Raw genomic sequence first — 21,453 nt, 5'->3', positions numbered from 1 at the left:
ATGCTGAACCCTAATCAGGCGCTCAGCTTCACCGGTTTCTCATCGAAGTCGCTGGCCGGAATAAGGTCCAGTTCCTGCTCCTTCAGCATCGCTTTCAGGCGGGTGTGGAAATTCCGTAACGTCTCTTCCACGCGCGCCGTGTTCTCTTTGCCTTTGATTGTGGCTACCGACCAGTCGCCCTCTTTATCGAACAGACCGATATGGTAGACATAGGTAAAGTGGTCAGCCTGCGCTTCCAGCTCCATCCACCAGCCCCAGAATTCACGCAGCTCCGGTGCCGGTTTCACATTGACGCAGGCAGCCAGGCAGTCAAAGAAGAACCGGGTTTCGCCACATTTTCCCTCGCGAATATAGGGCCCCAGCTCCGTAAAGCGCTTAAGCAGGCGACTGCGGGGGTGACCACTTGGTAACGTCATGCTGATTCTCCGTAGGTTTGACCGCTATACAGCCCTGTTTTTCCTGGCACTCTGCTCACACCCTGGCGTAAGACAGACAGCCCGGAACAATTTCGCTACTAGTTGTAGCAAACAGTGTGAATTTTGCCAGTTACCTTTTTAGACGCTTCTCCAGCCAGTCGCAAATTTCATTCAGCGCCCTGTCGAAACTGGCTATCATCGGCTTAACCGGGATCAGCAGCGCTTTGCCGTCTGACGAGGAGTTCGCAATCAGCCTGCTCTCCTCTTCCGGGCTGAAGAGATCGTTCTGCCAGTAGCCCGACAGCATCGGCGTCGGCGTGCGGCGGCCCAGTAACCCCTGGGTTTTAAGTGAGTAGCGATTCAGTTCGGTGCGCAGCGCGCTGTCGGAGGCGGTGGCCATGCCCAGCCGGCTGGCCAGCATATCCATATACATATCCGGGATCGCATCCTGCAACGCTCTCTGGGTCAGCAGAGCGTTGACGATTGGCCCCAGACAGGCGACACCGCGCAGCCGCTGCGACTCCAGATAGGCCAGCCGCACGGCCACGTTGGCCCCGAAGCGGTAGCCAAACGCCGCCACCCGCTGATGATCGATCCACGGTACGTTTGCCAGATCGCGCAGAACCTGCTGATGGAGGAAGCTGGTGTCCTGATTCAGCGTCCATTTCACCGAGTTACCGACCGACGGCATATCGATGGTCAGCATCGCGATGCCGCGCGGGGCAAGATAGTCGTGGAAAAGACGATAGTGATCGCTCTGCAGGGAGTCGAGCGCGCCGCAGAACAGCACGGTGGGATAAGGGGCGTCCACACCCGGCGGCATGTGCAGAAAGCCGCTGACCGGGCTGCCGTTCGGGATGGCGAAGGTGAGGATTTTCAGTTCGCCGGGCAGCCGCTGCGTCGCCTCTTCATAGGCGCGATTCGCCAGGGTCTGCGCCTGATCGGCCAGCTCATCCCCTTTGATATAGGGATAGGCGGCGACGCTGTAGAGATGCGCCGCATGCAGCCAGTGGTTGCCCGCCTCGCTGTCGTCGCGGGTCTCAAGCGCCTTCTGCTGCCAGAATCCCGCCTGTCGGCACCATTCAAAGGGCCAGTTGCCGCCGCGAAACCCGATGACCGTGTCGAGCAGTGCCTCATCGGTGTGTTCAGCCCGGCTGATGGCGATTCGCGCCAGCACTTCGCTGATCTCCTGCGGCGTCAGACCACGCCATGCCCACATCAGTTTGTTGAGCATACGATACCAGCCACGCTGGCTGTCACCATCCAGGGCGGAGTGGACATCCGGGGTGGCGTGATGCTGGCGGCGAACCAGGGAAGAGGTTTCAGGATGTTTGAAGCGCGGCTTGAACAGCTCCTCGCTGAGATTTTTGCTCGACATACTCACTTCTCCTGCATCAGAACGGCGTGGGCTAAGTGTACTGTACGGCTATTCAGCGTGCGAGGCTCAGAAAGCACAACGCCCGGAAAACCGGGCGTTGTCTGATGTGTATCAATCAGTTTTTTACAATCGGCGGAATGTAGACCACGCCCATATCCCACGGCTGCTCGATCCAGGTATCCTGCGGAATATCCACGATGTAATCATCAACCAGTGCGCGACCGGCCGGTTTAGCGAAAATGGTGCAGAAACGGGCTTTCGGGTACATCTCGCGGATCGCCTGGGCGGTACCGCCGGTGTCCACCAGGTCATCGATCACGATAAACCCTTCGCCGTCGCCTTCTGCGCGCTTCAGCACTTTCATTTCGCGCTGATGATCGTGGTCGTAGCTGGAGATGCAGACGGTATCAACGTAACGGATACCCAGTTCACGGGCCAGCAGCGAAGCCGGTACCAGACCGCCGCGGCTCACCGCGATGATGCCTTTCCACTGTTCAACAGGCAGCAGGCGCTGGGCCAGTTTGCGGGCATGGATCTGAAGCATGTCCCAGGTAACGACGTATTTTTCGCTCATAGAATAGAAATCCCAGCCAACCGAAGTGGCTTAAAAATGTGCAACGGGGAAAAGGTTGCGCGAGATTATAAGGAGTTGACGCGCTAAAAACCAGCACCCGCGCGCTGGTTGCGGCTTTTTAGCGCGCCGGAGAGCGCACCCGGTGAAAAACAGTGATATTCTCGGGCCTGGCTCGTCAGATTTTCTGACGGCGATTTTTCACTGGAAACTCGCGATGTCCGGCCCCGCCGGTACACGGATACAGGAGACCTGTCGTGTCTGAATTGTCTCAACTCTCTCCACAGCCACTGTGGGATATTTTCGCTAAGATCTGCTCCATTCCTCACCCCTCCTTTCACGAAGAAGCGCTGGCTGGCTACATCATGGGCTGGGCGAAAGAGCAGGGCTTCTGGTGTGAGCGCGATCAGGTCGGCAACATCCTGATCCGTAAACCCGCCACCCCGGGCATGGAAAACCGCAAGCCGGTCGCGCTGCAGGCGCATCTGGATATGGTGCCGCAGAAAAATAACGACACCGTGCATGACTTCACCAAAGATCCGATTCAGCCGTGGATCGATGGCGAGTGGGTCAAAGCGCGCGGTACCACCCTGGGCGCGGACAACGGCATCGGTATGGCCTCGGCGCTGGCGGTGCTGGCGGACAGCAGCCTGACGCATGGCCCGCTGGAAGTGCTGCTGACCATGACCGAAGAGACCGGCATGGATGGCGCGTTCGGACTGCAACCCAACTGGCTGCAGGCCGAAATTCTGATCAACACCGACTCAGAAGAAGAGGGTGAGATCTACATGGGCTGTGCGGGCGGTATCGACTTCGTCTCCACCCTGCCCCTGACCCGTGAAGCCGTTCCGGCTGACTTCCAGACCCTGAAGCTGACGCTGAAAGGGCTGCGCGGCGGTCACTCCGGCGCCGATATCCATATGGGTCTTGGCAACGCCAACAAACTGCTGGCGCGCTTCCTGGCGGCACACGCGGCCGAACTGGATCTGCGTCTGCTGGCCTTCAGCGGCGGCACGCTGCGCAATGCGATTCCGCGTGAAGCCTTCGCGACCGTGGCCGTTGAAAGCCATAAAGCCGACGCGCTGAAATCGGCGGCGGCGCAGTTCCTGAGCGCCATTAAGAACGAGCATGGCACAAAAGAGCCGAACATCGCGCTGGTCAGCGAGCCGCTGGCGCATCAGGGTGACGCCCTGAGCCGTGACAGCCGCGATCGCTTCCTTAACCTGCTGAACAGCACGCCTAACGGTGTGATCCGCAATTCAGACGTGGCAAAAGGCGTGGTGGAAACCTCACTGAACATCGGTGTGGTCACAATGGAAGATGACCACGCCGAAATCAACTGCCTGATTCGTTCCCTGATCGATACGGGCCGTGATTACGTGGTGCAGATGCTGACCTCGCTGGGCCAGCTGGCGGGCGCACAGACCAAAGCGAAAGGCGGCTATCCGGGCTGGCAGCCCGATGCGGACTCCGCCATCATGGCGCTGACCCGTGAGACCTATATCGCGCTGTTTGATAAGACCCCGAACATCCAGGTTATTCACGCGGGTCTGGAGTGCGGTCTGTTCAAAAAACCGTATCCGGACATGGATATGGTGTCGATTGGGCCTACCATCACCGGGCCACACTCGCCGGATGAGCAGGTTCACATCGAAAGCGTGGGCCTCTACTGGAAACTGCTGACCACCCTGCTGAACGTGGTCCCGAAAAAGTAATTCTGCCGCAAAAAAGTAAACCAGGCTCCGGCCTGGTTTTTTTATGCCTGCCCCTTTTCACCAGCATAATTCGCTACCTTTTTCGCGCTTCTCCCCGCTATTCCGCCACGTTCCCGCGCTTCGCTGGTTATAGACGCCATTATGTCCAGATGTCTGGATGGCTAATAAGATTTCGTGCTAGCTTATGCGCTTTCGGCTGTTGCCGCCCATCCTCCGTTCAGGAAAAAATGCGGCCAGTGATTCTTCAGGAGAGTAATGACATGCCAGGGTTAAACTGCCTTGAGATGCGTAACATCTCCATCGCTTTTGGCGGGTTTGCCGCGCTATCGTCGGTGGATTTCCGCAGCGAAGGCCATTCGGTACACGCGCTGACCGGCGCGAATGGCGCCGGGAAATCCACGCTGATGGCGATCCTCTCCGGTGCGCACCGCCACTACAGCGGTGAGATCCTGCTGGATGGCGAGCCGGTCTCTATCCGCTCGCCCCGTGAAGCCAGGCAGCGGGGGATCCACCTGGTTCAGCAGGAAGTGGATGTGGCGCTGGTGCCGCAGCTCAGCGTGGCGGAAAACATCCTGCTGGATCGGCTGGCTGAACCCGGCCACCGCTATCGCTGGGGGGAGGTCCGCCGTCAGGCGCGGGCGCTGCTGGCACAGCTCGACGTGACGCTGGACGTCAACCGGCTGGTCGGGCGCTGCACCCTGGCGGAAAAACAGCAAATTCTGCTGGCACGGGCGCTCTCCCACCACTGCCGCTTCCTGATTCTGGATGAACCCACCGCCCCGCTGGATCAGCACGAGAGCGAACGGCTGTTTGCCGTGGTGCGTCGTCTGCAGCGCAGCGGCATCGGCGTGGTCTTTATCTCTCACCGCATCCATGAGCTGAAAGTGATCTGCAACCAGCTGACGGTGCTGCGCGATGGCCGCCTGGTGGAAACCGGTCCGATGGCCGCGCTCAGCGGCGAGCAGATCGTCGAGAAGATGCTGGGACATCAGCTCACCGATATCTTTCCGCCCCGCCGGCCACAGGCGGCGCAGCCGCTGCTGCTGGCGGTGGAAGGATTGCACGATGATGAGCGGCTGCAGGCTATCTCGCTGCGGCTGCACAAAGGCGAGATCCTCGGCATCGCAGGACTGGCCGGTGCCGGTAAAACCGAACTCTGCAAGGCGCTGTTTGGTGCCAGCAAAAGCCGCATCGACCGGGGCGAACTGCATGGTCAGCCGTGGAAGCCCCGCTCTCCGCACGACTCGGTCAGCCGCCGCATGGCGCTGGTGCCGGAGGAGCGGCGCAAAGAGGGGATCTTCATTGATGAGTCGGTCGCGATGAACCTCAGCGTCAGCGCGGACGACAGTTTTTCACGCTGGAGCCTGTTTGGTCATCGCCAGGCGTGGCGCTGGGCGGAGCAGGTTATCCGCCAGCTCCGAATCCGCACCACCGGCCCGGCTCAGACGCTGCGCCGTCTTTCCGGCGGTAATCAGCAGAAGGTGGCGATTGGCAAATGGCTGCGCAACAACGCAGACGTGCTGATTTTTGACGAGCCGACCAAGGGCGTCGATATCAAAGCGAAAACCGAACTCTTTACCCTGATCGACAGCCTGGCGCGGGAAGGCAAAGGCATTATCTATGCGTCAGGTGAATTTTCTGAACTGGTCGGCCTGTGCGACCGGATTTGCGTGCTCTGGGATGGACGTATTGTGGCCGAACTGGCCGCAGAGAACGTCACCGAAGAGACGCTTTTGCTCTATTCCACCGGAGGAACCCCTACGTGAGCAGTAAAGAGACCCATCTGAACCTGACCGCCACACCGTGGCGTCACCAGCTGTTCGACTTCCTCTATAAATGGGGGATGTTGCTGACGGTGGTGATCCTGATCGCCGCCTTTGGCCTGGCTTCCGACAGTTTCCTGGAACCCAACAACATCATCAATATCCTGCGCTCGATTGCCATCGTGACGGTGATTGCGATCGGCGTCTCGATTTCGCTGACCGTGGGCGGCTTTGATCTCTCGGTGGGGTCAACCGCCTCGCTGGCGAATGCGCTGGTGATCTCCCTCTTTGTCTGGTACGGCTTTGGCACCACCAGCGCGATCCTGATCACCCTGGCGCTCTGCACGCTGGTCGGGCTGTTCAACGCCTTTCTGATTGTTATCCTGCGTATCCCCGACATGCTGGCGACGCTGGCCACCCTGTTTGTGATTCAGGGTGTGACGATGACCTACAGTTTTGGCGGCTCAATCACCGAGAACATGGTACTGCCGAGCGGCGATATGGCCGAAGGCACCATTCCGGCGGCCTTTGGTCTGCTCGGCCAGGTGCCGACCATCGTGATTATCATGCTGGTGGTGACCGTTGCGGCGCAGCTGGCGCTGTCGCTGACCAAACATGGCCGCCGGATGTATGCGCTGGGCGGCAACCCGGAAGCGGCACATCTGTCGGGCATCCGCACCACCCGCTATCGGGTGCTGGCGTATGTAATCGCCTCGCTGCTGGCGGGTCTGGGCGGCATCCTGCTCGCCTCGCGTATCGGCTCTTCTCAGGTCAACGCCGGAAGCGGCTACCTGATGGATGCGGTCGCGGCGGCGTGGATCGGCTTCTCGCTGGCGGGTTCCGGCAAGCCGAATGCGCTCGGCACGCTGGTCGGCGCGGTGATCCTCGGCGTGCTGCAGAACGGGCTGGTGATGCTCTCCGTTCCTTACTATGCCATGGACATTATTAAAGGACTGGTGCTGGCCTTAGCGCTGGCGATCACCTATATCCAGCGCCGCTGAGGCGCATTTACCGGAGTTAATAACAATGCAAAAAATCACACTCTCGCTGCTGGCCCTGAGCCTGCTGAACGCCAGCGCCGCCTTCGCGGACGCCGTTACGCCGGTGCCTGCCGCTATCGCCAGCCATGACGGCCCGATTCGTATCGCCGTGATCCGCAACCTCGGTTCCGATGACAACACCACCCAGTTTGTGGCTGGCGCGATCCAGCAGGGCCGTCAGCTGGGCTTTAAGGTCAGTACCTTCCTGAGCAACGGCGATGACGCGCGCTTTCAGGATTTCGTGAATCAGGCGATCAGCCAGAAGTATGACGGCATCGTGCTGTCACACGGTAAAGCGCCCTACGCCAGTGGTCTGGTGAAGCGGATCGCCGATGCGGGCATTAAGCTATCGGTGTTCGATACGCCGGTAGACAGCCCGGTTCCGGGCGTCACCGTGACTGCCCAGGATGACGCCTCGCTGGCGCAGCTGTCGCTGGGCCAGCTCATCAGTGATTTCCACGGCAAGGCGAAGATCGTCAAACTGTGGGTCGCCGGCTTCCCGCCGATGGAACGCCGTCAGGTCGTGTATGAAAAGCTGCTGAAAGAGAATCCGGGCATCCGGCAGCTTGAGTCGATTGGTGCGGTCTCAACCGACGTCCAGGGTGACACGGCGAATAAGATCGGCGCGATTCTGGCGAAATACCCGAAAGGTCAGATCGACGCCATCTGGGGTGCCTGGGATGCCTTCAGTCAGGGCGCATATAAAGCGTTGCAGGAGAATGGCCGCACCGAGATCAAGCTCTACAGCATCGACGTGTCAAACCAGGATCTGCAACTGATGCGCGAGAAAAACAGCCCGTGGGTGCAGACGGTGGCGGTCGATCCGAAAACCATCGGCGCGGTGAATATGCGTCTGGTGGCGAAGAAGATTGCCGGTGAAGAGACGCCAGCCACATACCAGTTCAAAGCCGCGTCGATTTCGCAGCAGCAGCTGAGCAGCCAGCCGGGCGCGGTCAACGTCGCCTCGCTGAACAAAATCATTCCGGGCTGGGGCGATAATCAGGATTTCGTTGCGCCGTGGTTCGCCACCCTGGCGGCGAAAAACAGCAAGTAAAAGGCGGGCCGTTACAGCCCCAGCAGTAGCTGACGCTCAAGCTGGGGATCGACCATCGTCACATGTAACCCCACCAGCCGCACGCCTCGCCCGGCACGACGCTCATCCCAGGTCTTGCGGGCGATGGCTATCATGTCCTCTTTATTCAGCACCGGCCAGATATGCTCCTGGGTCGTCTGCTGAAAGTCGCTGAACTTCAGTTTGACGCCCTGACGCGCCACCTGCTTATCGGGTCGGATCCGGGTCAGACGGCGATCCAGCTCGGCATAGAGAAAATCGATAATCTCCAGGCACGCCTCCCAGTCGCTGATATCCTCCGCCAGCGTGCGCTCAACGCCCAGCGATTTACGCTCGCGCTCCACAATCACGCCCCGCTCATCGATGCCGTGACTGCGCTCCCACAGCACCCGGCCAAACTTACCAAAACGCTTCAGCAGCAGCGCCAGGTCCGCTTTCTGCACGTCGCCGCAGGTGGCCAGCCCCATCTCCTCCAGCTTTTTAGCCGACACTTTGCCGACGCCGGGAATTTTCGCCAGCGGCAGGGTCAGCAGAAAACCGGCCATCTCCGGCGGTGTGATCACATACTGGCCGTCCGGCTTGTTGAGGTCAGAGGCGATCTTCGCCAGAAACTTAATCGGGGCGATCCCGGCCGAGGCGGTAAGTCCGGTTTCACGAAAAATGGTGGCGCGGATCGCCTGGGCCATCAGCGTCGCCGAGCCGTGACAGTGCGGGCTGTCGGTCACATCCAGATAGGCTTCATCCAGCGAGAGCGGTTCAATCAGTGAGGTGTAGCGGGTAAAGATCTCACGGATCTGCGCAGAGGCTTCTTTATAGGCGTCAAAGCGGCCCGGCAGCAGACGCAGATGCGGGCAGAGTTTAAGCGCCATGCCGGTGGGCATCGCACTGCGCACGCCATATTTGCGGGCCGGATAGTTGGCGGTGCTGATCACGCCGCGACGTTCGCGGCTGCCACCAATGGCGATCGGGATATCGCGCAGCTGGGGATTGTCACGCATCTCCACCGCGGCATAGAAGCAGTCCATATCGACATGAATGATTTTACGCATACCCCCCTCCGGCACTGGATAAGTATACAGCTGGCGGACGTAACTGCAATCGCTGTCGCGTTGAGGATTAAAGTTTACAAATTTCTGACCGAATAACTGCCAGTAATTCGCGAATTTGACTGAGACCGTCTTGCTAAAAAAACAGACAATGTTTAATGTTGCGCTGCGGTAGCGGACAGTTCCGATAATGCAAGCAGAGACGCACAATTTGCGTCATGTTCTCTTCACCTCAAGGTACACACAGCATGGGCAAAATCGCACTCCTGTTTGCGATGATTTTACTGCCAGCCCTCAGCATGGCAATGACTCCCGAACCCGTTCAGACAGCGGCACCGGTCAGCAAAGAGTTAAAGAAACAGTTACTTGGCACCCCGGTTTATATCCAGATCTTCAAGGAAGAACGCACACTCGAACTTTACGGCAAAATCGGTAACGAATACCGCCTGCTGGATACCTACCGCATCTGTAACTTTTCGGGTGGCCTCGGCCCGAAACGCCGCGAAGGCGATTTCAAAAGCCCGGAAGGTTTTTACAACGTGAGGCTGAATCAGCTGAAGCCGGACAGCCGGTTTTATCGCGCGATCAACATCGGCTTCCCGAATCAGTATGACCGCAATCAGGGCTACAGCGGCAACTATCTGATGATCCATGGCGACTGCAAGTCAATCGGCTGCTATGCCATGACCAACGCCTATATGGATGAGATTTTTACCTATGTGAATGCCGCGCTGCGTAACGGCCAGCAGGATGTCAGCATCAGCATTTATCCGTTCCGCATGACCGACAGCAACATGCAGCGTCACCGCTACTCCGCCTACGCCAGTTTCTGGCAGCAGCTGCAGCCGGGATACGCCTGGTTTGCGAAGTATCACCAGCCGCCGGTGGTGAGTGTCGCCAGCGGCAAATATGTGATGAGCAGCCCGGCACCGGTTTTAGCCAGTCCCGAAGCCGCTTCACGCTCCTTCCTGGCGCTCTCCAAGGCAGAATAAGGCCCATTCACCTGGCGCAATCCGCTGCCAGGTTTCATTGGCCGTCAGCGGCTGCGTTGCGATCACCGTCACCACGTCATGCGGCGTGGTGTGCTGCTGAAAATCAACCTCCACATCCTGATCCAGCAGCTGCGCCCGGCCAAAGGGCGCGCGGCGGGTGATCCAGAAGAGATTGGTCGAACAGAAGGCCATCAGATAACGGCCATCTGACAGCAGCATGTTAAACACGCCCTTCTGCCGCAACGTTCCCGCCAGCTCCCCGATAAAACGAAACACCGCAGGCCAGTTGCCCGGCGTACGCGGGTAGCGCGTGGCCAGCTGATGCAGGATCCAGCAGAACGCTTTTTCACTGTCCGTTTCGCCAACCGGCCGGAAGGTGCCGGTTTCCAGCTGACGATAGCCTTTGAGCTGACCGTTGTGCGCATAGGTCCAGTTGCGGCCCCACAGTTCGCGGGTAAACGGGTGCGTATTTTCCAGCGACACCTGGCCGCGGTTCGCCTGGCGGATATGCGCCACCACCGAATGCGATTTGATGGGGTACTCCTGCACCAGGCGCGCAATCGGCGAGTTAAAGCTCGGCAGCGGATCTTTAAACGTACGGCAGCCTTTATCTTCGTAAAAAGTAATGCCCCAGCCATCTTTGTGAGGTCCGGTTCCACCGCCACGCTGAACCAGTCCGGTAAAGCTGAAACAGATATCCGTGGGAACATTGGCGCTCATCCCGAGCAATTCGCACATAGCCACCGCCTTAGATTAAGCGGCCCCCCGCGAGCGGGAAGCCGGCGCAATTACTTCACCATCTCTTTTTCGATCAGCAGCATCAGGATATGGATGACTTTGATGTGGATCTCCTGGATGCGATCGGCATAACCAAAGTGCGGCACCCGGATTTCAATATCGGCACTGCCCGCCATCTTACCGCCATCTTTACCGGTCAGGGTGATCACTTTCATCCCCTGCGCACGCGCCGCCTCAATTGCCTTAATGATGTTGGCAGAGTTACCGGAGGTGGAAAGACCCAGCAGCACATCGCCCGGCCGCCCTACCGCTTCCACGTAGCGTGAAAAGACGTAGTCGTAGCCAAAGTCGTTACTGACGCAGGAGAGATGGCTGACGTCGGAGATGGCAATCGCCGGATAACCAGGACGGTTTTCACGGTAACGGCCGGTCAGCTCTTCGGCGAAATGCATCGCATCGCAATGGGAGCCGCCGTTACCGCAGGAAAGCACCTTGCCGCCCGCTTTGAAGCTGTCAGCCAGCAGCACCGCAGCACGCTGGATCGCATGGATATTGGCATCGTCACTGAGGAATGTGTTCAGCGTGTCAGCAGCTTCATTAAGCTCAGCGCGGATGATGTCCTGGTACATAGGGGTGTCCTTTTGTAGGAGAGGTTAATCGCAGCAAGTTTAACGGAATGGCCCGTCAGCGCAAAGCGTCATGCCGGGCCGTGGCGGTGATTCTGACCGCCGCTACTGATGAAAAAACAGACAGAGCGGGGATTTTGTGAGGCAGGTTGTAATTGCGATGTAAACAAATTGATAAATCGGGCCAACTGCTCTAAACCTCTCTACATAACAGGTCAGACCTCTTACTACTTGGAGCGGTTCACTATGATGGTTGTTTCGATACTTGCCACGGTGGCGCTAATCGGCGCCCTGTTCTATCACCGCCTGTCGTTACGGCTGAGCAGCGCGATCCTGCTGCTCTGGACCGCCGCGATGGCTGTCGCTCACCTCTGGACGCCGTGGCTGCTGCTGCCGCTGGCGATCATTCTGTTGCCGTTTAACCTGCCGTCGCTGCGTCGCAGCCTGTTTTCAGCGCCGATCTTTCAGCGTTTCCGTAAGGTGATGCCGCCGATGTCGCGCACCGAAAAAGAGGCGATCGATGCGGGCACCACCTGGTGGGAAGGCGACCTGTTCCAGGGCAAACCGGACTGGCAGAAGCTGCACAATTATCCGCAGCCGCGTCTGACCGCCGAGGAGCAGGCGTTTCTCGACGGCCCGGTTGAAGAAGCGTGCCGTATGGCCAACGATTTCCAGATCACCCATGAGCTGGCCGATATGCCGCCGGAACTCTGGGCCTATCTGAAAGAGCATCGTTTCTTCGCGATGATCATCAAGAAAGAGTATGGCGGCCTCGAGTTCTCCGCCTATGCGCAGGCCTGCGTGCTGCAAAAACTGGCGGGCGTCTCCGGCATTCTGGCGATCACCGTCGGCGTGCCTAACTCACTCGGCCCGGGCGAACTGCTGCAGCACTACGGCACCGACGAGCAGAAAAATCACTACTTACCACGCCTGGCGCGCGGTGACGAGATCCCCTGCTTTGCACTGACCAGCCCGGAAGCGGGTTCTGATGCCGGGGCGATCCCCGACACCGGCGTGGTCTGCATGGGCGAATGGCAGGGCAAACAGGTGCTGGGTATGCGCCTGACCTGGAACAAGCGCTACATTACGCTGGCGCCGATTGCGACCGTGCTGGGCTTGGCCTTCAAACTGTCTGACCCGGATCATCTGCTCAGCGACAACGAAAACCCGGGCATCACCTGTGCGCTGATCCCGACGCATACGCCTGGCGTGGAGATTGGTCACCGCCACTTCCCGCTGAACGTGCCCTTCCAGAACGGCCCGACCCGCGGCAAAGATATCTTTGTGCCGATTGACTACATTATCGGCGGGCCGGAAATGGCCGGTCAGGGCTGGCGGATGCTGGTCGAGTGTCTGTCAGTGGGTCGCGGCATTACGCTGCCCTCAAACTCAACCGGCAGCCTTAAAACGGTGGCGCTGGCAACCGGCGCCTACGCCCACATCCGTCGTCAGTTCCGTCTCTCTATCGGCAAGATGGAAGGGATCGAGGAGCCTCTGGCGCGCATCGCCGGTAACGCTTACGTAATGGACGCCGCAGCCACGCTGATTACCGCCGGGATTATGCAGGGCGAAAAACCGGCGGTGCTGTCGGCGATTGTGAAATATCACTGCACCCATCGCGGTCAGCGCGCCATTATCGACGCCATGGATATTGCCGGGGGTAAAGGCATTATGCTCGGCAACAGCAACTTCCTGGCTCGCGCCTATCAGGGTGCGCCTATCGCTATTACGGTGGAAGGCGCGAACATCCTGACCCGCAGCATGATTATCTTCGGTCAGGGTGCTATCCGCTGCCATCCCTATGTTCTGCAGGAGATGGCGGCGGCCGCCAGCAACGACGTTAACGCGTTTGACCGGGCGCTGTTCAGCCACATCGGCCATGTCGGCAGCAGCGCCATGCGCAGCCTGTGGCTGGGGATCACCGCCGGACGGACCAGCGCCAGCCCGACCCGCGACAGCACCCGCCGTTACTATCAGCACCTGAACCGCATCAGCGCGAACCTGGCGTTGCTCTCTGATGTGTCGATGGCCGTGCTGGGCGGCAACCTGAAGCGGCGTGAGCGCATCTCGGCGCGTCTGGGTGATGTGCTGAGCCAGCTCTATCTTGCCTCGGCGACGCTGAAACGTTATGACGATGAGGGCCGCAATGAAGCCGATCTGCCGCTGGTGCACTGGGGTGTGCAGGATGCGCTGCACCAGGCCGAAGAGGCGATGGACGATCTGCTGCGTAACTTCCCGAACCGGCTGGTGGCGGGCGCCCTGCGGATGACGCTGTTCGCGGGCGGACACCACTGCCCTGCACCGTCTGACCGTCTGGATCATCAGCTGGCGAAAATGCTGCAGCAGCCCTCCGCGACCCGCAGCCGCCTGGGCCGTGGCATGTACCTGACGCCGAGCGAACATAACCCTGCCGGTCAGCTGGAACAGGCGCTGCAGGATGTCATGGCGGCCGAGGTGATTCATGACCGGCTGTGCAAACAGACGAAACAGCCTCTCTCCTTTACCCGGCTGGATGCGCTGGCGAAGCGCGGGCTGGAGCAGGGCTGGATCGATGCGAAAGAGGCTGAGATCCTGCAGCGTGCCGAAGTGAGCCGTCTGCGGTCGATTAACGTCGATGAGTTTGAGCCGGACGCACTGGCGGTGGCGGTGCCTGAGAAAGCGCCTCAGCCTGCGTCACGGGCGAGTGAGGCGGCCTAGAATCGGGAGCCGATGTGATGCCGGCTCCGGGTAGTGACCCTGTGCGCCCGGAGCCAGAACTGTTTTCAGAGGCCGACTTCCCGTCGGCCTTTTTTTATCCCGCCTGACGGATGCGGGCAATCAGCGCATCCGCATCTTCTACATGATCCGCCGCCAGAATCAGCGTGCGGCCCAGGTTAATCGCATTGCGGATGCAGTCGGTGCGCATCGCCGGATCGGCAATCAGCTTCATATCGGCGACGTGGGACATCCCCACCGTGCGGCGAATCAGTTCGGTTCCGCAGTAACCAATGGTGTCTGCCCAGACTTTGCGCAGAAACGCGGCCGCGTAGCCCGGCCAGGCCAGCGCCTGATCGCGGGTTTTCTCTTCTGCCAGCGCCATGAAGCGTGCGGCAAAGGTCGTCCAGAGCGTATGTATATCGCTGAGGCGCTGTTCGCGTGCATCGGCCGCCTCGCGCGGCGCCAGCAGCCCCGGCAGGCCGCAGTAGTTAATCAGCAGGTTCCCGATAGCGGTACCGACGTCAAAACCGATAGGGCCAAAATAGCCAAATTCCGCATCAATCGCCTTGAGGCTGCCGTCCGCCACAAAGATCGAGCCGCTGTGGATATCCCCGTGCAGCAGTGCTTCGGCATGGGCAAAGAAGCGATGTTTCAGGCCGCCCACCGCAATGCGCAGCGCAGCGTCGTCGCGCAGGCTGGCGACGAGTGGCTCCAGCGCGGCGGGATAGCTGTTGCGCTCATGACCGGTGTAGGGATCGTTAAAAAAGAGATCTTCGGTGATTTCACACATTTCCGGATTGATGAACCGCGCCACTTCCGCTTTTTTCTGGTGCGGATGCAGGATGAAATCGGAGGTGTGAAACAGGGTTTCTGCCAGATAGACGCCTAACTGCCGGGCCGCTTCCGGGTAGTAAACCCCCTTCACCAGCTCGCCGCGCCAGATGCGATGGCTGGAGAGATCCTCCATCACCATCACCGCCAGATTCGCATCGTAATGGGTTATCTGCACCGTGTGCTGCGGACAATATTTGTAATGCTCGACCAGCGTCTGCGCTTCCAGCCGCGCCCTGTCCAGCGTCAGCGGCCACGACTCACCCACGCAGCGCACGTAAGGCAGCGCCTGCTTGACCACCACCCGGCTGGTACCCTGGTCGTCATAGATCTTAAACACCAGGTTGAGGTTGCCATCACCAATCTCTTCTGCCCGGCTCAGTGCAGCAGGATTGTCCACACCGCCAAATTGCCGGGCATAGTCCACAGCATCAGCAGCAGTAAAGGTATGGTATTGCGACATTGCCTTTTCCTCATCAATCGAAGGGGGATGACCGGGGATAATAAGCCGTTCAGACGTCTATACATCCGTTCAGCATGTTGGCACAATACCTGTCATTAACGCAACATGGATTTCACCCACAATGCAGACACTTAAAACTACCAGTTTACAGGTTCGTGACAATCAGCTCTGGATCCTCGACCAGCAGGCGCTGCCGCAGCAGAAAAACTGGCTGCCAGCACACAGCGTGCCGCAGTTGATTGAGCATATTCATGCGTTGCGGGTGCGCGGTGCGCCGCTGATTGGGCTTTCCGCCTCGCTGCTGCTGGCGCTGCTGGCCGGTCAGGGCGAGACACGCGCTGCACTGGCGCAGGCGCTGGAGACCCTGCGCGCCGCCCGTCCTACCGCGGTCAATCTGATGAATAATCTGGAGCGAATGAAAGTGGCACTGGCGCAGCCGGACTTTGCCTCCGCGCTGGCGGAGGAGGCCTGGCGGCTGGTGCAGGAAGATAAGCAATTGTGTGACGCCATCGCGGAAGCGGGCTGCACGCTGGTGAAACCCGGCAGCCAGCTTCTGACTCACTGCAATACCGGCGGACTGGCGACGGCGGGTGTCGGTACTGCGCTGGGTGTTATCGCACGGGCGCATCAGCAGGGTCGGGTAATAAATGTCTGGGTGGATGAGACCCGTCCCCTGCTTCAGGGAGGGCGTCTGACCGCCTGGGAGCTGGGTGAACTGGGGGTGCCCTACACCCTGATTACCGACGCCATGGCCGCCAGCCTGATGGCGCGCGGCGAGGTGGATGCGGTCTGGGTCGGCGCGGACCGCATTGCCGCCAACGGCGATGTGGCGAACAAAATTGGCACCTATAGCCTGGCGGTGCTGGCCCACTATCATCAGATCCCGTTCTACGTCGCGGCTCCGCATACCACGCTGGATCGCCACTGTCCTGATGGCGCCTCCATTCCGATCGAGCAGCGGGCCGCCAGCGAAGTCACAGGCGTTGCGGGCAGCTTTGGCAGCGTTCAGTGGGCGCCGGAGGCGGCGAAGGTTTTCAACCCGGCGTTTGATGTCACGCCTGCCGCCCTGATCAGCGGCTGGATACTGGACACCGGCGTGGTGACGCCCGATCAGGTGCGGGATGGCCACTTTCAGCCACGATAATGCGCTGTGAGGCGCGGGCTGCGCGGCCCGACGCCTCACGCGCAGAGTGACCGGTTACGCCAGACGCGGATAGGCATCCGCTATCTTATCGCCGGTGAAGTTCGCCACCCAGCCTTCCTGATTATCGAAGATACGGATCGCGGTAAAGTGCGGTGACGAGCCCATGTCAAACCAGTGGGGCGTGCCCGCCGGCACCGAGATCAGATCGTTCTTTTCACAGAGGATCTGCAGGATCTCGCCATCCAGATGCAGACAGAAGAGTCCGGCCCCTTCGACAAAGAAGCGCACCTCATCTTCGCCGTGCGTATGCTCGTTAAGAAACTTCTCGCGCAACACCGTTTTCTGCGGATTGTCGGCGCGCATGCTGATGACATCCCAGCTCTGATAGCCCTTCTCCGCTACCAGCCGATCGATAGCGTGCTGATACGCCCGGATAACGGTTTCGGCGTCCGGATTGTCACCCAGGTTGCGATCCGCTTCCCAGCGTTCAAAACGGACGCCTTTGGTGTTCAGGCGATCGCGGATCGCCTCTGCGTCAGTGCTATGCCACACCGGCTGCGCGGCGTCACGATCGGTAAAAATAGTCAGTGCACTCATCCTAAATCGACTCCGGGTTAATCTGGGAAAAATCGGTGACCTGCCGATGGCGGCTCTCAGGATCCGCCTCGCCACGCAGCAGTTGCCGCGTCTGCCAGCCCGCCTCCGCTGCCGCATCCAGCTCCTGATGAATATCGGAGAGAAACAGCAGCTGTTCCGCTGGCTGGCCGATCTCAGCAGCAATCGCCCGATAGGCGGTGACCTCACGTTTGGCCCCGACGTGGGTGTCAAAATAACCGCTGAACAGGTCAGTAATATCACCTTCGTCGCTGTAGCCAAATAACAATTTCTGCGCCGCCACCGAACCGGAGGAATATACATAGAGTTCAATACCCTGCGCCTTCCAGTGGCGCAGCGCAGGCACGACGTCGGGATAGAGATGGCCGGTAAAACTGCCGTTGAGATAGCCGTCGCGCCAGATCATGCCCTGCAGGGCTTTCAGGCCGGTGGATTTACGATCCTGATCCATGAAATCCAGCAGGATCGCCGTCACCGCCGCCAGATCGGCCTCGGGCTGACCAGCTTCATCGCGCACCGACTGCAGCGCCGCGGCAACCTCAGGTCGATCGGCATGGTCGCGCACAAACGCGGGCAGATGCTGGCGCGCAAAGGGGAACAGGATGTTATGTACAAAGCGGATATCGCTGGTGGTGCCTTCGATATCGGTGACAATCGCGTGAATCATGCTCTCTCCAGCAGGCGACGTTGACGTTCGCATTCAAATAAAAATTCCAGACCTTCCAGATGGCGGCGTGCTTCGCTGACGTCCCGGCCCCAGCAGGTTAAGCCGTGGCCGCGCAGCAGAAAGCCATAGCGCAGCGGAAAACGGGCGGCGTAATCTTCTATTTCCGACGCCAGCGCCGCGATATCCTGGCTGTTGTCGAACAGCGGGATCGCCACGGTATCCAGATGCGTCTGCTGTCCGCTTAACGATTTTTGCATCTCATAGCCGTGCAGCAGCAGCGCCGCCCCCTGCTCCACCCGCGACAGCACGGTCGAATTAACCGTATGGGTATGCAGCACCGCGCCCGCCTCGGGAAAGAGGCGATAGATCATCGTGTGCAGCCCGGTTTCTGCCGACGGCTTACGGTCCGACAGTGACTGGCTGGAGGCGATATCAACCTCAATGAAATCATCCCGCGTCAGCATACCTTTGTCTTTGCCCGATTCGCTCAGCAGGCAGACATGCGCATCGCGACGCACGGACATATTCCCGCCGGTGGCTGGCGCCCAGCCTTTCGCCCCAATCCAGTGACAGGCAGCGACCAGCTGATCTAACGGAAGAGTCTGCGACATAACGGTTCCTTGCGGTGAAATGTGATATCGGGTGGCGTAAACAGCGGTAAAGGCTATCAAAACAGAACAACTCAAAACGATTAAACAGTCAGCAAGCGCAGGAAATCATAGAATCCTGTTCCCCGGTAGCTGATACATGCCAGTGACCGGGTAAGCCCCTGCCGCCCGCGCCGCTGAGATGCGGAGCATGACGCATTTAGCCGTCTAAGCGTCTTGATTGCCAAATACTATCATCCTGTTTATAGTGGCACAAACCCCGGGTGACACCGCATCAATCTTCGCGCTTAAGGCCTGACACCATGACGCAGCACAACCTGATCCCCGAGAGTAAGCTTCCTTTACTCGGCACCACGATTTTCAGCCAGATGAGTGCGCTGGCTCAGCAGCACAACGCCATCAACCTCTCGCAGGGCTTTCCTGATTTCAGCGGTCCCGACTATCTGCAGCAGCGGCTGGCGTTTCATGTCAGCCAGGGGGCAAACCAGTATGCGCCGATGACCGGTGTGCTGCCGTTGCGTGAGGCGATTGCTGAGAAAACCGCGCGGCTTTATGACTACCGGCCCGATGCTGAGACGGAGGTGACGGTGACGGCGGGCGCCACCGAGGCGCTCTATGCGGCGATTACCGCGCTGGTGCGGCCGGGCGATGAGGTGATCTGCTTCGATCCCAGCTACGACAGCTATGCGCCTGCGGTCGCGCTGGCGGGCGGCATTATGAAACGCATTGCGCTGCAGCCGCCCGCTTTCCGCGTCGACCGGGCAGCCTTTGCTGCCCTGCTGAGTGACAAAACCCGATTGGTGATCCTGAACACGCCACACAATCCGTCTGCCACCGTCTGGCAGCAGCAGGATTTCGCCGCGTTGTGGGAGGCGATTGCCGCCCGGCCGATCTATGTGCTGAGCGACGAAGTCTATGAGCATATCTGCTTCGATGAGGCGGGCCACGCCAGCGTGCTGGCCCATCCTGAGCTGCGTCAGCGGGCCATAGCGGTCTCCTCGTTTGGCAAAACTTTCCATATGACCGGCTGGAAAGTGGGTTACTGCATTGCGCCTGCGGCGATCAGCGCCGAGCTGCGCAAGGTGCATCAGTACCTGACCTTCTCAGTGAATACCCCGGCGCAGCTGGCGATGGCGGATATGCTGCGTGAGCATCCGGAACATTATTATGCGCTGCCGGCGTTTTATCGCGACCGCCGCGACAGGCTGGCAACGGCGCTGGCCGCCAGCCGTTTTAAGGTTTTGCCCTGCCAGGGCACCTACTTCCTGCTGGTGGATTACAGTGCCATTTCTGACCTGGATGATGTCAGCTTTTGCCAGTGGCTGACCCGCGAAGTGGGTGTCGCCGCGATCCCACTCTCGGTGTTCTGCGCCGCCCCTTTTCCTCATAAACTGATTCGCCTCTGTTTTGCTAAACAGCCGGCGACCCTGGATGCCGCCGCGGAGCGCCTATGTCAGCTTTAAAAATTACGCTGTTGCAGGAGACACTGAGCTGGATGGATGGCGAAGCCAATCTGCGCCATTTCGACGCGCAGCTGGCCGGTCTCACCGGCCGCGATCTGATTATCCTGCCGGAGATGTTTACCACCGGCTTTGCGATGGAGGCCGCGAAAAGCTCGCTGCCCGAGGCGCAGGTGATTGAATGGCTGCATCAGCATGCCCGGCGCACTGATGCCCTGATTGGCGGCAGCGCGGCGATCCAGACCGAAAACGGCGCGGTAAACCGTTTCCTGCTGGTCGCGCCCGACGGCACGGTGCATCAGTATGATAAGCGCCACCTGTTCCGGATGGCGGATGAGCATCACCACTATCTGCCCGGCGAGCAGCGTCAGGTGTTTGCGTGGCGCGGCTGGCGGATCCTGCCACAGATCTGTTATGACCTGCGCTTCCCGGTCTTCTCACGCAACCGCAACGATTACGACCTGGCGCTCTACGTCGCCAACTGGCCTGCGCCGCGTGCGCGGCACTGGCAGGCGCTGCTGTTAGCGCGGGCGATTGAAAATCAGGCCTACGTGGCAGGCTGCAACCGCGTCGGCAGCGACGGCAATCAGCATCACTACAGCGGCGACAGCCAGATTATCTCCCCGCAGGGCGAGATCCTCAGCGCGGCCGAGCCGCATCAGCGCGCCCGGCTGGATGCCGAACTGTCGCTGGAGACGCTCAACGCCTACCGCGAGCGCTTCCCGGCCTGGCAGGATGCGGATCGTTTTTCGCTGTAGAACCCTGGCGCGGCAGTCAGCGCCTCAGCTGCCGCGATAGGTCGACCAGGACCAGGGCGAAATCAGAAACGGCAGGTGGAAATGGCTGCCCGCCTCGGCAATCACGAAATCGATCTGCGCGCTGACGTAGAGCGCATCCCGACCGGCGACGGCGAAATAGTCGCCGATCTCTGCAGTTAACCGGTAGTGACCCGGTGACAGCGGTTCGGGCGTCAGATCTTTCAGCCGCCCGTCGCTGTCGGTCGTCCCCTCCGCCACCGGAAACCACCCTTCGGGGCTGTTCTGCTCCAGGGAAATCGCGACGCCACAGGCGGGTTTGCCCAGCGCCGTGTCCAGAATGTGGGTGGTGATGGTACTCATCGGATTGTCTCCTTAAGGCGTAACAGGGTAATTTCACGCAGCTGATCCAGCGTCTCCTGCTGTTCATCAGCCTCGCTGTTCTGCAACCGGCGCTGTAACGCGGCCAGCATCTCTTCGCCACTGCGCCCCCTGGCGCGGATCAGAAACACCCGGCCAAAACGCGCTTCGTACCGCTGATTGCCCTGCTGCATCGCCTGCTGCAGGGCGTGACCGGCCTGCTGCATCGCGGACTGCTCGCCACGCGACAGGGCCGCCTCTTTATCCGCGCCCTCCGCGCGCTCGCCGATGCGGGGATGGGCCGTGAGCGCGGCCTGTAACTCAGGCTGCTGCCACTGCCGGGCCAGCGCATCGGCCACCGCCAGCAGCGCCTCTGTGCTGGCAAAAGGCCGGGCGGCCACCAGCGCCTGCTGCCAGTGGGGGATCGCCACGCAGTGCCGGATGGCGGCCCGGGCCTCGTCGGCGGCGAGCCGGTTAAATGTGGCTAATTCCATCT

At 59.9% G+C, this 21,453-nt stretch carries 21 protein-coding genes; 9 read left to right on the top strand and 12 right to left on the bottom strand.

Features of this window, described 5'->3' with window-relative positions; translation table 11 throughout:
• Positions 1-14: 14 nt before the first annotated feature.
• The 3 genes from crl to gpt form a co-directional block, all read right to left on the bottom strand.
• Positions 15-416 (bottom strand): sigma factor-binding protein Crl, encoded by a 402-nt coding sequence (gene crl, locus ACR6AS_RS00230; protein WP_111142234.1) that lies wholly within the window; start codon positions 414-416, stop codon positions 15-17.
• Between the two features lie 130 nt (positions 417-546).
• Positions 547-1,794 carry an esterase FrsA gene (gene frsA, locus ACR6AS_RS00225; RefSeq protein ID WP_111142235.1) on the bottom strand — a complete coding sequence of 416 codons (1,248 nt, stop codon included), beginning with the start codon at positions 1,792-1,794 and terminating at the stop codon, positions 547-549.
• A gap of 115 nt (positions 1,795-1,909) precedes the next feature.
• Positions 1,910-2,368, bottom strand: a complete 459-nt coding sequence (gpt, locus tag ACR6AS_RS00220; RefSeq protein WP_111142236.1) for a xanthine phosphoribosyltransferase — start codon at positions 2,366-2,368, stop codon at positions 1,910-1,912.
• A gap of 254 nt (positions 2,369-2,622) precedes the next feature.
• Between gpt and pepD the strand changes: the two genes are divergently transcribed.
• From pepD to ACR6AS_RS00200, 4 genes are all read left to right on the top strand, one after another.
• Positions 2,623-4,080 (top strand): beta-Ala-His dipeptidase, encoded by a 1,458-nt coding sequence (gene pepD / locus ACR6AS_RS00215; RefSeq protein WP_293770956.1) that lies wholly within the window; start codon positions 2,623-2,625, stop codon positions 4,078-4,080.
• A gap of 260 nt (positions 4,081-4,340) precedes the next feature.
• On the top strand, positions 4,341-5,846 hold the full coding sequence (locus tag ACR6AS_RS00210) for a sugar ABC transporter ATP-binding protein (RefSeq protein WP_434160738.1): 1,506 nt from the start codon (positions 4,341-4,343) through the stop codon (positions 5,844-5,846).
• Positions 5,843-6,844: an ABC transporter permease gene (locus tag ACR6AS_RS00205; RefSeq protein ID WP_434160736.1), complete on the top strand. Its 1,002-nt coding sequence runs from the start codon at positions 5,843-5,845 to the stop codon at positions 6,842-6,844. Before ACR6AS_RS00210 ends, ACR6AS_RS00205 begins: the two co-directional genes overlap by 4 nt.
• 25 nt (positions 6,845-6,869) lie before the next feature.
• Positions 6,870-7,937, top strand: coding sequence for a sugar ABC transporter substrate-binding protein (locus ACR6AS_RS00200; protein ID WP_111140151.1), 1,068 nt, complete (start codon positions 6,870-6,872; stop codon positions 7,935-7,937).
• Positions 7,938-7,948: 11 nt separating this feature from the next.
• Here ACR6AS_RS00200 and dinB read toward each other — a convergent pair whose 3' ends face one another.
• Positions 7,949-9,004 carry a DNA polymerase IV gene (dinB, locus tag ACR6AS_RS00195; RefSeq protein ID WP_111140150.1) on the bottom strand — a complete coding sequence of 352 codons (1,056 nt, stop codon included), beginning with the start codon at positions 9,002-9,004 and terminating at the stop codon, positions 7,949-7,951.
• 245 nt (positions 9,005-9,249) lie between these two features.
• Here dinB and dpaA point away from each other — a divergent pair, with 245 nt between their 5' ends.
• Positions 9,250-9,993, top strand: coding sequence for a peptidoglycan meso-diaminopimelic acid protein amidase (gene dpaA, locus ACR6AS_RS00190; RefSeq protein WP_111140149.1), 744 nt, complete (start codon positions 9,250-9,252; stop codon positions 9,991-9,993).
• Here the strand turns inward: dpaA and ACR6AS_RS00185 are convergent.
• Both ACR6AS_RS00185 and lpcA read right to left on the bottom strand, forming a co-directional pair.
• A complete protein-coding gene (locus ACR6AS_RS00185; RefSeq protein WP_111140148.1) occupies positions 9,958-10,731 on the bottom strand; it encodes a class II glutamine amidotransferase in 774 nt (257 codons plus the stop codon). The genes dpaA and ACR6AS_RS00185 overlap by 36 nt on opposite strands.
• A 50-nt stretch (positions 10,732-10,781) precedes the next feature.
• Positions 10,782-11,360, bottom strand: a complete 579-nt coding sequence (gene lpcA, locus ACR6AS_RS00180; RefSeq protein WP_111140147.1) for a D-sedoheptulose 7-phosphate isomerase — start codon at positions 11,358-11,360, stop codon at positions 10,782-10,784.
• Between the two features lie 243 nt (positions 11,361-11,603).
• Here lpcA and fadE point away from each other — a divergent pair, with 243 nt between their 5' ends.
• On the top strand, positions 11,604-14,054 hold the full coding sequence (gene fadE, locus ACR6AS_RS00175) for an acyl-CoA dehydrogenase FadE (protein ID WP_434160732.1): 2,451 nt from the start codon (positions 11,604-11,606) through the stop codon (positions 14,052-14,054).
• Positions 14,055-14,148: 94 nt separating this feature from the next.
• On the opposite strand, the gene mtnK is transcribed toward fadE, so the two are convergent.
• On the bottom strand, positions 14,149-15,348 hold the full coding sequence (gene mtnK / locus ACR6AS_RS00170) for an S-methyl-5-thioribose kinase (RefSeq protein WP_111140145.1): 1,200 nt from the start codon (positions 15,346-15,348) through the stop codon (positions 14,149-14,151).
• A gap of 121 nt (positions 15,349-15,469) precedes the next feature.
• Here mtnK and mtnA point away from each other — a divergent pair, with 121 nt between their 5' ends.
• Positions 15,470-16,492 carry an S-methyl-5-thioribose-1-phosphate isomerase gene (mtnA, locus tag ACR6AS_RS00165; protein ID WP_434160730.1) on the top strand — a complete coding sequence of 341 codons (1,023 nt, stop codon included), beginning with the start codon at positions 15,470-15,472 and terminating at the stop codon, positions 16,490-16,492.
• Positions 16,493-16,546: 54 nt separating this feature from the next.
• Here the strand turns inward: mtnA and ACR6AS_RS00160 are convergent, their stop codons facing one another.
• From ACR6AS_RS00160 to ACR6AS_RS00150, 3 genes are read right to left on the bottom strand one after another with little or no spacing between them, the layout of a single operon-like run.
• Positions 16,547-17,089 carry a 1,2-dihydroxy-3-keto-5-methylthiopentene dioxygenase gene (locus ACR6AS_RS00160; protein ID WP_111140143.1) on the bottom strand — a complete coding sequence of 181 codons (543 nt, stop codon included), beginning with the start codon at positions 17,087-17,089 and terminating at the stop codon, positions 16,547-16,549.
• 1 nt (position 17,090) lies between these two features.
• Positions 17,091-17,774, bottom strand: coding sequence for an acireductone synthase (gene mtnC / locus ACR6AS_RS00155; RefSeq protein ID WP_111140142.1), 684 nt, complete (start codon positions 17,772-17,774; stop codon positions 17,091-17,093).
• Positions 17,771-18,385 carry a methylthioribulose 1-phosphate dehydratase gene (locus ACR6AS_RS00150; RefSeq protein ID WP_434160728.1) on the bottom strand — a complete coding sequence of 205 codons (615 nt, stop codon included), beginning with the start codon at positions 18,383-18,385 and terminating at the stop codon, positions 17,771-17,773. Before ACR6AS_RS00150 ends, mtnC begins: the two co-directional genes overlap by 4 nt.
• 299 nt (positions 18,386-18,684) lie before the next feature.
• On the opposite strand from ACR6AS_RS00150, the gene ACR6AS_RS00145 reads away from it, so the two are divergent.
• Positions 18,685-19,845: a pyridoxal phosphate-dependent aminotransferase gene (locus ACR6AS_RS00145; RefSeq protein ID WP_111140140.1), complete on the top strand. Its 1,161-nt coding sequence runs from the start codon at positions 18,685-18,687 to the stop codon at positions 19,843-19,845.
• Positions 19,833-20,600 (top strand): amidohydrolase, encoded by a 768-nt coding sequence (locus ACR6AS_RS00140; protein ID WP_111140139.1) that lies wholly within the window; start codon positions 19,833-19,835, stop codon positions 20,598-20,600. The genes ACR6AS_RS00145 and ACR6AS_RS00140 overlap by 13 nt, the downstream gene beginning before the upstream one ends.
• Before the next feature lie 24 nt (positions 20,601-20,624).
• Here ACR6AS_RS00140 and uraH read toward each other — a convergent pair whose 3' ends face one another.
• Entirely contained in the window at positions 20,625-20,960 is a 336-nt protein-coding gene (gene uraH, locus ACR6AS_RS00135) for a hydroxyisourate hydrolase (protein ID WP_111140138.1), read from the bottom strand.
• Positions 20,957-21,451 (bottom strand): 2-oxo-4-hydroxy-4-carboxy-5-ureidoimidazoline decarboxylase, encoded by a 495-nt coding sequence (gene uraD, locus ACR6AS_RS00130; protein WP_111140137.1) that lies wholly within the window; start codon positions 21,449-21,451, stop codon positions 20,957-20,959. Before uraD ends, uraH begins: the two co-directional genes overlap by 4 nt.
• Positions 21,452-21,453: the final 2 nt, after the last annotated feature.

This window comes from Pantoea phosphatilytica, assembly GCF_051025615.1.
Lineage (GTDB): Bacteria > Pseudomonadota > Gammaproteobacteria > Enterobacterales > Enterobacteriaceae > Pantoea.
This window is presented reverse-complemented; position numbering and strand designations above follow the sequence as displayed.

Coding starts and splice junctions, on each gene's coding strand:
- crl (WP_111142234.1), bottom strand. CDS start 416: ATGACGTTACCAAGTGGTCACCCCCGCAGTCGCCTGCTTAAGCGCTTT.
- frsA (WP_111142235.1), bottom strand. CDS start 1,794: ATGTCGAGCAAAAATCTCAGCGAGGAGCTGTTCAAGCCGCGCTTCAAA.
- gpt (WP_111142236.1), bottom strand. CDS start 2,368: ATGAGCGAAAAATACGTCGTTACCTGGGACATGCTTCAGATCCATGCC.
- ACR6AS_RS00210 (WP_434160738.1), top strand. CDS start 4,341: ATGCCAGGGTTAAACTGCCTTGAGATGCGTAACATCTCCATCGCTTTT.
- ACR6AS_RS00200 (WP_111140151.1), top strand. CDS start 6,870: ATGCAAAAAATCACACTCTCGCTGCTGGCCCTGAGCCTGCTGAACGCC.
- dinB (WP_111140150.1), bottom strand. CDS start 9,004: ATGCGTAAAATCATTCATGTCGATATGGACTGCTTCTATGCCGCGGTG.
- dpaA (WP_111140149.1), top strand. CDS start 9,250: ATGGGCAAAATCGCACTCCTGTTTGCGATGATTTTACTGCCAGCCCTC.
- ACR6AS_RS00185 (WP_111140148.1), bottom strand. CDS start 10,731: ATGTGCGAATTGCTCGGGATGAGCGCCAATGTTCCCACGGATATCTGT.
- lpcA (WP_111140147.1), bottom strand. CDS start 11,360: ATGTACCAGGACATCATCCGCGCTGAGCTTAATGAAGCTGCTGACACG.
- fadE (WP_434160732.1), top strand. CDS start 11,604: ATGATGGTTGTTTCGATACTTGCCACGGTGGCGCTAATCGGCGCCCTG.
- mtnK (WP_111140145.1), bottom strand. CDS start 15,348: ATGTCGCAATACCATACCTTTACTGCTGCTGATGCTGTGGACTATGCC.
- mtnA (WP_434160730.1), top strand. CDS start 15,470: ATGCAGACACTTAAAACTACCAGTTTACAGGTTCGTGACAATCAGCTC.
- ACR6AS_RS00160 (WP_111140143.1), bottom strand. CDS start 17,089: ATGAGTGCACTGACTATTTTTACCGATCGTGACGCCGCGCAGCCGGTG.
- mtnC (WP_111140142.1), bottom strand. CDS start 17,774: ATGATTCACGCGATTGTCACCGATATCGAAGGCACCACCAGCGATATC.
- ACR6AS_RS00150 (WP_434160728.1), bottom strand. CDS start 18,385: ATGTCGCAGACTCTTCCGTTAGATCAGCTGGTCGCTGCCTGTCACTGG.
- ACR6AS_RS00145 (WP_111140140.1), top strand. CDS start 18,685: ATGACGCAGCACAACCTGATCCCCGAGAGTAAGCTTCCTTTACTCGGC.
- ACR6AS_RS00140 (WP_111140139.1), top strand. CDS start 19,833: ATGTCAGCTTTAAAAATTACGCTGTTGCAGGAGACACTGAGCTGGATG.
- uraH (WP_111140138.1), bottom strand. CDS start 20,960: ATGAGTACCATCACCACCCACATTCTGGACACGGCGCTGGGCAAACCC.
- uraD (WP_111140137.1), bottom strand. CDS start 21,451: ATGGAATTAGCCACATTTAACCGGCTCGCCGCCGACGAGGCCCGGGCC.